This window comes from Xenophilus sp. Marseille-Q4582 (assembly GCF_916700565.1).
Taxonomy (GTDB): domain Bacteria; phylum Pseudomonadota; class Gammaproteobacteria; order Burkholderiales; family Burkholderiaceae_C; genus Xenophilus.
In genome coordinates, this window is the sequence record NZ_CAKAKO010000002.1 from 362,258 (window position 1) to 374,628 (window position 12,371).

7 protein-coding genes are annotated in these 12,371 nt (G+C 69.8%); 2 read left to right on the plus strand and 5 right to left on the minus strand.

Annotated elements, in window-relative coordinates; genetic code table 11:
- The first annotated feature begins 17 nt into the window (after positions 1–17).
- The gene (locus LG388_RS07015; protein WP_225782150.1) at positions 18–1,253 is read left to right on the plus strand and encodes a LysM peptidoglycan-binding domain-containing protein; all 1,236 of its coding nucleotides are present in this window, start codon (positions 18–20) and stop codon (positions 1,251–1,253) included.
- A 50-nt stretch (positions 1,254–1,303) separates the two neighbouring features.
- Positions 1,304–2,473 (plus strand): DNA-processing protein DprA, encoded by a 1,170-nt coding sequence (gene dprA / locus LG388_RS07020; protein ID WP_225782151.1) that lies wholly within the window; start codon positions 1,304–1,306, stop codon positions 2,471–2,473.
- A 39-nt stretch (positions 2,474–2,512) separates the two neighbouring features.
- Here the strand turns inward: dprA and LG388_RS07025 are convergent, their stop codons facing one another.
- The 5 genes from LG388_RS07025 to LG388_RS07045 all read right to left on the minus strand — a co-directional run bounded on the left by LG388_RS07025 (position 2,513) and on the right by LG388_RS07045 (position 12,339).
- A complete protein-coding gene (locus tag LG388_RS07025; RefSeq protein ID WP_225782152.1) occupies positions 2,513–4,963 on the minus strand; it encodes a DUF1631 family protein in 2,451 nt (816 codons plus the stop codon).
- A gap of 133 nt (positions 4,964–5,096) precedes the next feature.
- Positions 5,097–6,050, minus strand: coding sequence for a protein translocase subunit SecF (secF, locus tag LG388_RS07030; RefSeq protein WP_225782153.1), 954 nt, complete (start codon positions 6,048–6,050; stop codon positions 5,097–5,099).
- Between the two features lie 12 nt (positions 6,051–6,062).
- Entirely contained in the window at positions 6,063–7,967 is a 1,905-nt protein-coding gene (gene secD, locus LG388_RS07035) for a protein translocase subunit SecD (protein ID WP_225782154.1), read from the minus strand.
- Between the two features lie 191 nt (positions 7,968–8,158).
- On the minus strand, positions 8,159–8,488 hold the full coding sequence (gene yajC, locus LG388_RS07040; RefSeq protein WP_225782155.1) for a preprotein translocase subunit YajC: 330 nt from the start codon (positions 8,486–8,488) through the stop codon (positions 8,159–8,161).
- Between the two features lie 239 nt (positions 8,489–8,727).
- A complete protein-coding gene (locus tag LG388_RS07045; protein ID WP_225782156.1) occupies positions 8,728–12,339 on the minus strand; it encodes an indolepyruvate ferredoxin oxidoreductase family protein in 3,612 nt (1,203 codons plus the stop codon).
- Between the last annotated feature and the right edge of the window lie 32 nt (positions 12,340–12,371).

Consider the following 12,371-nt stretch of genomic DNA (forward strand, 5'->3'; position numbering starts at 1 on the left):
GAGCAACCATGCGATCCATGAAAAAAGTCTGCCTTCGCTTCTCCGTTCGCCCGCAATCCGCCTTGACCGGCATCGCCCTGGCCTCGGCGCTCGGGGGGCTGGTTGCCGCCGGCCCGGCGCAGGCGCAGAACTATCCGATCACGCCTGCGCAGCGCGCCATGGCCCAGCAGACGGCGCAGCAGGGCGTGCCGCTGTCTGAACTGGCGCCCAACGCGCCCGACGAATACACGGTCAAGCGCGGCGACACGCTCTGGGCCATTTCGAAGATGTTCCTGAAGAGCCCCTGGCGCTGGCCCGAGCTGTGGGGCATGAACCTGCAGGACATCGCCAACCCTCACCGCATCTACCCCGGGCAAATGCTGTACCTGGACAAGAGCAACGGCCGCGCGCGGCTGGGCCTGCGCCGCGGCGACGGCGCGACGGGCAGCGGCGGCACCATCAAGCTCACGCCGCGCACGCGCTACGAGTCGGCCTCCGACCTGGCGCTGCCCGCCATCAACCCGAACCTGATCGAAGCCTTCCTCACGGAGCCGGAGATCCTGGACGACGAAGCCACGCTGGCGGCGGCGCCGCGCATCGTCGGCGCCAACGACAACCGGGTGCTGCTCACGCGCGGCGACCGTGCCTATGCGCGCGGCACGCCCGCCGCGCCGCTGCTGCTGGCCGAGGACGGCCCGCTGCCGCAGCTGCGCGTGTTCCGCTCGGCCACGCCGCTCAAGGACCCGGGCACGGGCGAAATCCTGGGCTACGAGGCCCAGTATCTGGGCAAGGTGCGGCTGGAGCGCGGCGAATCGAGCGAGACGCTGCAGCAGGACGGCAAGAGCAGCACGATGGCAGTGCCCGCCACCGTGGACGTGGTGGCCGCGCGCGAGGAAATCCGCGCCGGCGACCGGCTGCTGCCCGAACCACCGCGCCAGCTGGTGAGCTACGTGCCGCGCGCGCCGCAGCAGGCCATCGAAGGCGGCCGCATCGTGTCGGTCTACGGCAACGCCGTGAGCTACATCGGCCAGAACCAGATCGTCAGCATCAACAAGGGCCGGCGCGACGGCATCGAGAGCGGCCACGTGCTGGCCATCCTCAAGAACGGCGAAACCATCATCGACCGCACCGGCGGCACCCGGGAAACGCTGAAGCTGCCCAACGAGCGCGCCGGGCTGCTGATGGTCTTCCGCACCTTCGAAAAGGCGTCCTACGCGCTGGTGCTGGAAATCAACGACAACCCGCGCGCCGGCGACCTGCTGGCCAATCCCTGACCCCGCGCCGCGGGAGCACGGCTTCTTCGCGCGGGGCCGGAGGGCGGCGCATGGACCTGGACGAACTCGCCGGCTGGCTGCGGCTGGCGCTGAGCCCGGGCGTCGGCCCGGGCAGCGCGCGCCGGCTGCTGGCCGCCTTCGGCCTGCCGGAGCGGATCTTCGCGCAGCCGGCCGACGCGCTGGAGGCGGTGCTGGGCCCCGCGCAGGTGCGCGCCGTGGCCGAGATGCCGGAGGGCTTCGACGCGATGCTGGCCACCACCTGGGCGTGGCTGCAGGGCACGGAAGGCGCCGGGCCGACGCCGGCGGTGCGGCGCATCCTCACGCTGGCCGACCCGGCCTATCCCGCGGCCCTGCTGCAGACGGCCGATCCGCCGCTGCTGCTTTACACGCTCGGCCCCGCGCGCCTGTCGCTGGGCGGCGTGGCGGCCACGCGCGCGCTGGCCGTCGTGGGCAGCCGCAATCCCAGCCCGCAGGGCGCCAGCGATGCGCGGCTGTTCGCGCGGCATCTGGCGCAGGCGGGGCTGACCATCGTCTCGGGGCTGGCGCTGGGCATCGACGGCGCGGCGCACGAAGGCGCCCTGGAGGGCATGGCCGAGGACCCGGATGCGCCGGCGGCCACGGTGGCGGTGGTCGGCACCGGGCTGGATCGCGTCTACCCCGCGCGGCACCGCGGCCTGGCGCACCGCATTGCGTCGCGCGGCCTGATCGTCAGCGAATTCCCGCTCGGCACGCCGCCGCTCACGCCCAACTTCCCGCGCCGCAACCGCGTGATCTCGGGCCTGGCGCAAGGCACGCTGGTGGTGGAGGCGGCGCTGGCGTCGGGCTCGCTGATCACGGCGCGGATGGCCGCGGAGCAGGGTCGCGAGGTGTTCGCGATTCCGGGCTCCATCCATTCGCCGCAATCGCGTGGCTGCCATGCGCTGATCCGCCAGGGCGCCAAGCTCGTGGAATCGGCGCAGGACATCCTGGAAGAGTTGCCGGGCTTCGTGGCGCAGGGCCGGGCAGCGGCCCCGCCTGATGCGGGGGCCGAGACCGCGGCCCCCCAGGACGAAGAGGGCCTGCTGGCCCAGATGGGCCATGCCCCCGTGAGCCTGGACGCGCTGTGCGCGCGCACTGGCCATGACGTGGCGCGGCTGCAGGTGATGCTGCTGGAGCTGGAGCTCGCCGGCCAGGTGGGTCGCCTGCCGGGCGGGCTGTTCCAGCGCATCGCCAGCGCCTGAGCGGCGGCGCCCGCCCGGTGCTTGTGCGGCCCCGGTCGCTCAGTGGAGCAGGCGCTCCGGGTTGGCGTCCAGCTTGGCCAGCGCCTCGCGCGTGGCGCGGGCGGTGAGCGTTTCTTCCTCGGCCGGCACCAGCAGGCCCGCCTGCAGGTAGGCCGCCAGCCTTCCGACCTGGATCATGAACTTGCGGCCGTCGGCGGCGGCGAACAGGTACAGGCGCTTGCGCTCGCTGCGCCAGACGAACTGCACCTGGCTCGCGCGGCCGTTGTGGTCCAGCAGGAACCAGTTGCCCACCTGCAGCTCATGCGCCCAGGCCAGCATGTCCTCGCTGACCTTGGCGCCACTGCTGGGCAGCACCTCGATGGAGGCGGCGTCCACGCCCAGCAGCAGCTCCACGCTGGCCGCGTCCATGGGCATTTCCTCGCCGCCTTCCTCGCCCATGTAGTCCTCCAGATTGGCCAGCCGCGAGGCCATGGCGTCGATCTGCTCGACGCTGATGGTGGCGGTCTTGGACATGAAGGCGTCCGACAGGGTTTTGCCGATGGTCTTGATGTGCTCTTCCTGTTCCGGCCCGGTCACGCCCAGCAGCTCCATGCCCTGGCGCAGGCGCTGCAGCAGCTGCGGCAGCTCCTGGATCACGCGCGTGCGGTCGGCGCGGTTGGGCTTGGCGCTGGCGGCCCACACCAGCTCGGAGGCCGCGCGCTTGAACACCACCGTCTGCTCGCCCTGCCCACCGTACTTGAGCGCGGCCATGGCCAGCACCTCGGCCCAGACCTTGAACAGGAAGGCCCGGATCTCCTCGCGCACCGGCATGTCGTTGAGCATCTTGCGCAGCTCGATGGTGTACTGGATCGCCATCGTCTCCTTCTGCTCCACCTGCTGCGCCACGCTCATCACGCGCTGCGTGGTGTCGTTCTGGGTCAGGTACTTGGACAGGAAGGCCACGAACTCGTCGTACACCAGCTTGAACACGCGCTGGCCGGTCTCGGGGTACTGCTCGATCACCTGCACCACGCGGCGGATCTCGTTCTCCAGCGCGCTGCCCGAAATGGCGGCGGCGTCGAAGCCCATCACCACCGAACCCATGCGGTCGATCAGCATGCGCGCGGGGTGCTGCAGGGTGGCGAAGAACTCGGGCTCGGCGATGGCCACGCGCAGCACGGGCATCTGCAGGCGCGCGAACCACACGCGCGCCGAAAAGGGAATGCGTTCCTCGGCCAGGATGGCCTGGAACATCAGGGCGACGATCTCCACCGTCGCCTTGTCGGCCGTGGTGGGCGCCTGCCGCTTGAGCTCGTTCGAATGCCGGCGCAGCTCGGCCGCGCTGCGCTGCACGGCGGCCGCACCGCCGCCCGGGTCGTCCGTCAGCACGTAGGTGGCGGCGCCCGCCTGGTACGCGGCGCCCGCATTGGCAATCGCGGCCACGAAGGCCGGGGCGGCGCCGCCGCCCGCGCCGCCGGCCGGCACCATCGGGATGCTGCCCTCCGTGCCCGTGGTGGCGTCGGTCCAGCCCACTGCGCCGCCCACGGAGCCGATCAGGCGCCGCAGGCTCACCAGCATGCCCTGGGCGCGCTGGCGCGCCTGCGCGAAGGGCGTGACCAGGGTCGGCACCATCGCCTCGGCGCCGGCGGGTGCCGCCCCCGCCGGCTGCTGCGGCTGCACGCCGATGGCGGCCGGCGCGAAGCCCATCATGCCGGCCTGCTGCGCGCCCGGCACGGCGCCGCCGGCGCCTTGCCAGCTGGCGGCCGATGCCGCCGCGCCCGGCTGTGGCGTCGGCGTATAAGGAGCGCCCCCCGCACCGCCGCCCAGGGTGCCGGGCTGGCTGCCCGGTCCGGCAATGGGACGGCGCACCAGGCGCTTGAGGTCGATCTCGGGCATCACGCCCTGGCTCACGAGGAAGGCGTTCGCATCCTTGTAGGCGGCGGTGGCGGCCTCGGCCACCTTCGCATGCAGCAGGTCGCGCACGGCGGTCCACAGCTCCCGGCTCATGCCCGCCGCCTGCCATTGCTCGACCAGCAGCTTGGACAGCGTCTCGGGCTTGAACACGTCCTTGGCGTCCAGGTCGTCCTTGCGCTCCAGGTACTGGATGCGCAGGCGCAGGTCGTTGAGGTCGAAGTTGGCCTTGTCCTGGATGGCCAGCGCCAGCCGCGAAGACAGGATGTTGTTCTCCACCACCTCGTCGCCCACCAGCTCCAGCCGCAGCGACAGGCCGCCTGCGGCCGTGGTCGCGCCGGCCTGGCTGTCGGCCAGCGCCTTGCGCCACTGCAGGCGAGCGAGCGACACCCAGCTCGTCTCGGCGCCCCGGTAGGCGATCAGGTGGTCCCGCAGCGCCTGCATCTCGCGCGCGGTCTTCGTCTCGGCGGACTGCTGCGTCAGGCGCTCCCGGATGGCCAGGGCCACGGCTTCGAGGGCGGTCTCCGTCGTGGCCACGAAACGCTCGCGCGTCTGGCGGGCGATCTGCAAGGCGGGTTCGTCGAAGCGCGGGGAAGTCATGGGCGTGTGCGGGGATTCCTGAGCTTATCTCAGCCCATCGCCTTGCGGCAGCGGGCAGACCGCCCGCCCGAACGGGCAGGGACGAAAAAATGGCGCCACCCGGGCGCCATCTCGAAGGGGGCGGCGCGCCGGTTCAGACCGTGGCGCCCGCATTGGGATCGTTCGGGTCGTCCTTCCTGGACGGCTGGGCCTTGATCAGGTCCTCGCGCTTCACGCCCAGCCACATGGCGACCGAGGCCGCCACGAAGCAGGACGAGTAGATGCCGAAGCAGATGCCGATGGTCAGCGCCAGCGCGAAGTAGTGCAGCGTGGGGCCGCCGAAGAAGAACATCGACAGCACCACCAGCTGCGTGGAGCCATGGGTGATGATGGTGCGGCTGATGGTGGAGGTGATGGCGTAGTTCATCACCTCGGGCGTGTCCAGCTTGCGCTGGCGCCTGAAGGTCTCGCGCACGCGGTCGAAGATCACCACCGACTCGTTCACCGAATAGCCCAGCACCGCGAGCACCGCCGCCAGCACCGCCAGCGAGAACTCCCACTGGAAGAAGGCGAAGAAGCCCAGGATGATCACCACGTCATGCAGGTTGGCGATCACGGTGGCCAGCGCGAACTTCCATTCGAAGCGGAAGGCCAGGTAGATCATGATGCCCACGACCACCATGGCCAGCGCCTTCAGGCCGTTGCTGGTCAGTTCGTCGCCCACCTGCGGGCCCACGAATTCGCTGCGGCGCAGCTGCACGTCGGGCGCGTCGGCGCGCAGCGCGCCCATCAGCTGCTCGCTCTGCTGCGTGGAACTGAGGCCCTTTTGCGGCGGCACGCGGATCAGCACGTCGCGCGAGCTGCCGAAGTTCTGGACCATCACTTCCTGGTAGCCCAGCTTGCCGATGGCGCTGCGCACCTTTTCCAGGTCCGCGCTTTGGGAATAGCTCACCTCCATCACGGTGCCGCCCGTGAATTCCACCGACAGGTGCAGCCCCTTGTGGAACAGGAAGAAGACCGCCAGGATGAAGGTGATGACCGAGACCGCATTCAGCGCCAGGGCATGGCGCATGAACGGGATGGTGCGATGGATGCGGAAGAACTCCATGGCTGATCCTTCTTACTTCGTCGACAGCGACTTGCCGGACAGCTGGGCCTGGGGTTCCGCATCGACGGGCGGCTTCCAGACGGTGCCGATCGACACGCTCTTGAGCTTCTTCTGGCGGCCGTACCAGAGATTCGTCAGGCCGCGCGCGAAGAACACGGCCGAGAACATCGACGTGACGATGCCGATGCAGTGCACCACGGCAAAGCCGCGCACCGGCCCCGAGCCGAAGGCCAGCAGTGCGATGCCCGCGATCAGTGTCGTGACGTTGGAGTCCAGGATGGTGGCCCAGGCGCGCTCATAGCCGGCATGGATGGCCGCCTGCGGCGCGGCGCCATTGCGCAGCTCCTCGCGGATGCGCTCGTTGATCAGCACGTTTGAGTCGATGGCCACGCCGATCGCCAGCGCCATGGCCGCGATGCCGGGCAAGGTGAGCGTCGCCTGCAGCATCGACAGGATGGCCACCAGCAGCAGCAGGTTCAGCGCCAGCGCGATGGACGAGAACACGCCGAACATCGCGTAGTAGGCGCACATGAAGACCATGATCGCCAGGAAGCCGTAGGCCACGCTCTTGAAGCCCATCTCGATGTTGTCGGCGCCCAGGCTCGGGCCGATGGTGCTTTCCTCGATGATTTCCATCGGCGCGGCCAGCGAACCGGCGCGCAGCAGCAGCGCGAGGTCGTTGGCTTCCACCACGCCCATCGAGCCCGAGATCTGGAAGCGCGTGCCCAGCTCGCCATTGATCGACGGCGCCGTGATGACCTCGCCCTTGCCCTTCTCGAACAGCACGATGGCCAGGCGCTTGCGGTAGTTCTCGCGGCTGACGTCGCGCATGATGCGCCCGCCCTTGGCGTCCACCGTCAGGTCGACCTTGGGCTGCTGCGTCTGCGAGTCGAAGCCCGGCTGCGCGTCGGTCAGGTTCTCGCCCGTGATGATGACCTGCTTGCGCACGATGACCGGGCGGCCTTCGCGGTCCATGAAGCGCTCGGAACCGAAGGGCACGGGACCGGTCCCGGCCTCGGCCGCGCGGCCTTCCGTGCTTTCGTCCACCAGGCGCAGCTCCAGCGTGGCGGTGCGGCCCAGGATGTCCTTGGCCTTGGCCGTGTCCTGCACACCGGGCAGCTGCACCACGATGCGGTCCAGGCCCTGCTGCTGGATCACGGGCTCGGCCACGCCGAGCTCGTTGATCCGGTTGTGCAGCGTGGTGATGTTCTGCTTGAGGGCCGTGTCCTGCAGGCGGCGCGCCGCCTCGGGCTTGATGGTGACGGCCAGGCGCGTCTCGGCGCCTTCCTGCGTGCGCACCGCCGTCAGGTCGGCGAACTGGTCCTGCAGCAGGCGCTGCGTGGCGTCGGCGGCGGCCGCGTCGCGGAAACGCACGTCCAGCGCCTGGCCGTTGCGGGTGACCACGCCGCCGCGGATGTTCTTGTCGCGCATCGCGGTGCGCAGGTCGCTGGCGAAGTTCTCGGCCCGCTTGTCCAGCGCACCCTGCATGTCCACCTGCAGCATGAAGTGCACGCCGCCGCGCAGGTCCAGGCCCAGGTACATGGGGAAGGCGTGCAGCGCGCTGAGCCAGGCCGGCGAGCGCGAGACCAGGTTCAGGGCCACCACATAGGGCGGGTCGCTCGGGTCGGGCACCAGGGCGCGCTGCAGCACGTCGCGGGCCTTGAGCTGCTCGTCGGGCGTGGTGAAGCGCGCGCGCACCGAGGTGCCGTCCAGCGTGAGCATGTCCGGCGTCAGCCCGCCGGCCTTGAGCGCATCGGCCACGCGGGCCTCGGTGCTGGCGTCCACCTTGACGGTGGATTTGGCGGCCGAGACCTGCACGGCCGGCGCCTCGCCATAGAAATTGGGCAGGGCGTACAGCAGCCCCACCAGGGTCACGATCACGATGATCGCGTACTTCCAGATCGGATAACGGTTCATGGCCCGAACCTCTCAAGACCGGCCCGGGTTGCCCGCGGGCCGACGGCCCCCGATGACGGGGCCTGAAACAGGACACGCGGCGCCGGGGCGTCGCGTGTCATCAGGGCGCTGCGGCCGCCTGGCGCTGCCGGCCCCGGTGGGCAGGGACAGCGGCGCGGCGGCCATGGCGCGTGTACGGCAGCAGGGCCCGCTTACTTGTAGCTGCCCTTGGGCAGCACTTGCACCACGGCACTGCGCTGCACCTTGATCTCGACGTTGTTGGCGATCTCGATCGTCAGGAACTGGTCGCCCAGCACCGTGATGCGGCCCAGCAGGCCGCCGGCCGTCGCCACTTCGTCGCCCTTTTGCAGCGCGTCGAGCATGGCGCGCATTTCCTTCTGGCGCTTCATCTGCGGACGAATCATCACGAAGTACAGCACCACGAACATCAGCAGCAGCGGCAGCATGCTGGCGAGCGAGGACATCATGTCGCCACCCCCGGCAGCGGGCGCGGACTGGGCAAAAGCGTTGGAAATGAACAAGAGAAGTCTCCAGCGGAGGGGGAGTCAAGGGCGCGCGGGCCAGGCCACGCGGTTCCGGCGTCACCCCGCGGGGCGCCGGCCGCCGGACCGCGCAGGCCCGGCACAACCGGCGGATTGTATGCGGCGCCCGCGGGCGCTTCCGGGGCCAAATCCGGGGCCCGGTCCGGTCATTTCGGCGGCGTGGCGGACGCCGGCCGCGGTGGCCGGGCCGCGCGGCGCGCCGGCCCGAAGGCCCTGCTTCAGGCCGCGGCGCGATCGCCCGTGCGCGGCTGGCCCCACTGCTGCTGCAGCGCCGCCCAGCGCGTGCGCACCGCGGCCAGGTTGCGCTCCTTCACGTGGCCGTAGCCGCGGATCTGCTCGGGCAGGGCCGCGATTTCCAGCGCCAGCGCGTGGTTGTCGACGCTCAGGCCACGCAGCAGCTCCTCGACGGTGGCGCGGTACTCGCCGATCAGGGCCCGCTCGGTCCTGCGCTCCTCGGTGCGGCCGAAGGGGTCGAACGCGGTGCCGCGCAGGCCCTTGAGCTTGGCCAGCAGCTTGAAGCCGGTCAGCATTGACGGGCCGTACTTCTTCTTGATCAGCTCGCCCTTGGCGTTCTTCTTCGCCGTCGCCGGCGGCGCCAGGTGGTAGTTGAGCTTGAAGTCGCCCTCGAACATGCCGTTCACGCGCGCCAGGAAGGCGGGGTCGCTGTGCAGCCGCGCGACCTCGTACTCGTCCTTGTAGGCCATCAGCTTGAACAGGTAGCGCGCCACCGCCTCGGCCAGCGAGGTCTTGCCCAGGGCGTTCTCGGCCTGCTGCACCCTCTGCACGAAGGCGCGGTACTGCTCGGCGTACGCGGCGTTCTGGTAGGCGGTGAGGAACTCCACGCGGCGTGCCACCAGCGATTCCACCGTCTCGCGCTTCTTGAACTCGATGACCTGGCCGGGGTTCAGGCGCTTGGCCATCTCGGCCGGGCGGTGCGCCGCCTGGCGGCCCCATTCGAAGGCCGCCTTGTTGGCCTCGATGGCGACGCCGTTGAGCTCGATGGCGCGCATCAGCGATTCGTGGCCCAGCGGAATCCAGCCCTTCTGCCAGGCGTAGCCCAGGATCATCGGGTTGACGAAGATCGTGTCGCCCATCAGCTGCGTGGCGGCCGCGTCGGCGTCGAAGGCCCCCAGGCCCGACTCGCCGACGGCCTTGGCGATCTGTGCCGCGCAGGCGTCCTGCGGGTTCTGCCAGTTGGCGTTCTTCACGAAGCTGGCCGTGGGCGCGCTGTGGCTGTTCAGCGCCACGTGCGTGCGGCCCTCGCGCATGCGCGCCAGCGTCTCGTAGTTGACGGTGACGATCGGGTCGCACGCCAGGATCAGGTCGGCCGCGGCCGTGCCCACGCGCGTGGTGCGGATGTCCTGCTGCGTGTCGCCGATGAGCACGTGGCTCCAGGTCGCGCCGCCCTTCTGCGCCAGGCCCGCCGCGTCCTGCGTGACGATGCCCTTGCCCTCGATGTGCGCCGCCACGCCCAGCAGCTGGCCGATAGTGATGACGCCCGTGCCGCCGACGCCGGCCACCACGATGCCCCACACCTGGCCGCCGTGCAGCGAGGGCAGCGCCGGCTCGGGCAGCGCGCCCATCTCGGCGGGCGTTGCGGCCTTCTCGGCCTTGGCCTTCTTCTTAAGCTGCCCGCCCTCGACGGTGATGAAGCTGGGGCAGAAACCCTTCACGCAGCTCACGTCCTTGTTGCAGGTGCTCTGGTTGATGGTGCGCTTGCGGCCGAACTCGGTCTCCAGCGGCTCCACGCTCATGCAGTTGCTCTTCACGCTGCAGTCGCCGCAGCCTTCGCACACCAGCTCGTTGATGACCACGCGCACGGCCGGGTCCACGGCCTTGCCGCGCTTGCGGCGGCGGCGCTTCTCGGTGGCGCAGGTCTGGTCGTAGATGATGGCCGTGGTGCCGGCGATCTCGCGGAATTCGCGCTGGATCTCGTCGAGCTGGTCGCGGTGGCGCACCTGCACCTTCTCGCCGCCGTAGGTGCCGGGGATCTGCACGCCCTCGTACTTCTGCGGCTCATCGGTGACGATCACCACCTTCTTCGCGCCTTCGGCGTGCAGGCTCTCGGCGATCTGCAGCACGCTGTGGCCTTCGGGCCGCTCGCCCACCTGCTGGCCGCCGGTCATGGCCACGGCGTCGTTGTAGAGGATCTTGTAGGTGATGTTCACGCCCGCCGCGATGCTCTGGCGGATGGCCAGCAGGCCGCTGTGGAAGTAGGTGCCGTCGCCCAGGTTGGCGAAGATGTGCTGCTCGTTCGAGAACGGCGCCTGGCCCACCCATGGCACGCCTTCGCCGCCCATCTGCGTGAAGCCGTAGGTGGCGCGGTCCATCCAGTTGGCCATGTAGTGGCAGCCGATGCCAGCCATCGCACGCGAGCCCTCGGGCACCACCGTGCTGGTGTTGTGCGGGCAGCCCGAGCAGAACCATGGCACCCGGTCGGCGCCCTGCACGCCGTCGGCCTGCAGCACCTGCATGGAGCGCTCCTTGGCCTCCAGGATCGCCATCTGCGCGTCCACGCGCGCCACCATGTCGGCGCCGCCCGATTCGAGGATGCCGGTCTTCTTGAGCCGCTGCACCAGCGCCTTGGCGATCAGCGCCGGGTTCAGGTCGGCGTTGGCGCGCAGCAGGGTGTTGGCCGTCGGGTTGGGCATCGACCATTCGCCGCCCGAGTGGTCGTTGCCCAGCTCGTTGAACTTGCCCAGCACGTTGGGCCGCACGTCGGGGCGCCAGTTGTAGAGCTCTTCTTTCAGCTGGTACTCGATGACCTGGCGCTTCTCCTCGACCACAAGGATCTCCTGCAGGCCGGTGGCGAAGTCGCGCGTGAGCTGCGCCTCCAGTGGCCACACCACGTTGACCTTGTGCAGCCGGATGCCCAGCTGGCGGCAAGCCGCGTCGTCCAGACCCAGGTCGATCAGCGCCTGGCGCGTGTCGTTGAAGGCCTTGCCGCTGGCCATGATGCCGTAGCGATCATTCGGGCCTTCGATGACGTTGTGGTTGAGCCGGTTGGCGCGGATGTAGGCCAGCGCGGCGTACCACTTGTAGTGCATGAGGCGCGCCTCCTGCTCCAGCGGCGCGTCGGGCCAGCGGATGTGCAGGCCGCCGGCCGGCATCTCGAAATCGGTGGGGATGACGATGTCGACGCGCTCGGGGTCGATCATGGCCGTGGCGCTGGATTCGACGATCTCCTGGATCGTCTTCATGCCCGACCACACGCCCGAGAAGCGGCTCATCGCGAAGGCGTGGATGCCCAGGTCGAGGATCTCCTGCACGTTGGTGGGAAAGAACACCGGCGTGCCGCAGGCCTTGAAGATGTGGTCGCTCTGGTGCGCCGCGGTGCTGCTCTTGGAGATGTGGTCGTCGCCCGCCACCGCGATCACGCCGCCCCAGGGCGTGGTGCCGGCCATGTTGGCGTGCTTGAAGACGTCGGAGCAGCGGTCCACGCCGGGCCCCTTGCCGTACCAGATGCCGAACACGCCGTCGAACTTCTGCGTCTCCCTGGGCGAGAAGCCCAGCATCTGCGTGCCCCACAGGGCCGTGGCCGCCAGCTCCTCGTTCACGCCGGGCTGGAAGACGATGTTCTGCGCCTTCAGGTAGGGACTGGCCTTCCACAGCGCCTGGTCGTAGCCGCCCAGCGGCGAGCCGCGGTAGCCGCTGATGAAGCCGGCCGTGTTCTTGCCCTGCTGCGCGTCGCGCAGGCGCTGCAGCATGGGCAGCTTCACGAGGGCCTGCACGCCGCTCATGAAGGCGCGGCCGTAGTCCAGGCTGTACTTGTCGTCGAGCGTGACGGTTTCGAGGGCCTTGCGGATGTGCTCGGGCAACGGTGCATTCATCGTGTTGTCTCCTGGTGGCGTGGCCTTGTGAG